The organism is Vibrio sp. 1402 (assembly GCF_033340275.1).
Genome location: NZ_JAWOWE010000704.1, coordinates 1 through 518 on the forward strand (window position 1 = coordinate 1; position 518 = coordinate 518).

At 43.4% G+C, this 518-nt stretch carries 1 protein-coding gene; it reads left to right on the forward strand.

From position 1 onward, the window contains the following. The first annotated feature begins 221 nt into the window (after positions 1-221). Positions 222-437: a TIGR02450 family Trp-rich protein gene (locus R7044_RS28045; RefSeq protein ID WP_225456364.1), complete on the forward strand. Its 216-nt coding sequence runs from the start codon at positions 222-224 to the stop codon at positions 435-437. The last annotated feature ends 81 nt before the right edge of the window (positions 438-518 follow it).

The following is a 518-nucleotide window of genomic DNA, read 5'->3' on the forward strand; positions in this document are numbered from 1 at the left end:
GATCGTTGGGCTGGTGGGTAAGGCGTTGCAGTTGCTACAGCGGCTCTACTTAAACCCTCGTTTGAACGGTCAAAAGACCTAAGTGGGTTGTAAGTAAGGCCGCATTGGGGGATGACCTCTTTTGCGGCTTTTCTCTTTCGTGGATGCTTAAAAATAAAATCTGATTCTCTCTTGGTATTCAGTCGTATACATAGAGATGAAAGTTAAATTGGTATACCGCGATGAATAGAATTCACCCAAAGAAACTATTGCACAGCAAATGGACGGCGACGTCACCTAAAAATAAAGAGAAGCACTTTGTCGTAACTGAAATGAAACTGGATGAAGACGGCAATGTTGTGAAATGTGTCATTGAAGCCGTTATGAGTAAACGTGAGCAAGAGATGAACTGGCAAGATCTGAAAGACCCAGAGTTATGGCGGCAGGGTTGGAAGTAATTTGGGTTTTGCAGTAGATGAATCAAGCAAAAACGGTTGAGATGGATAGGCAAAACCGGTGTGGTCTGATACGGTGAGAAA

Coding starts and splice junctions, on each gene's coding strand:
- R7044_RS28045 (WP_225456364.1), top strand. CDS start 222: ATGAATAGAATTCACCCAAAGAAACTATTGCACAGCAAATGGACGGCG.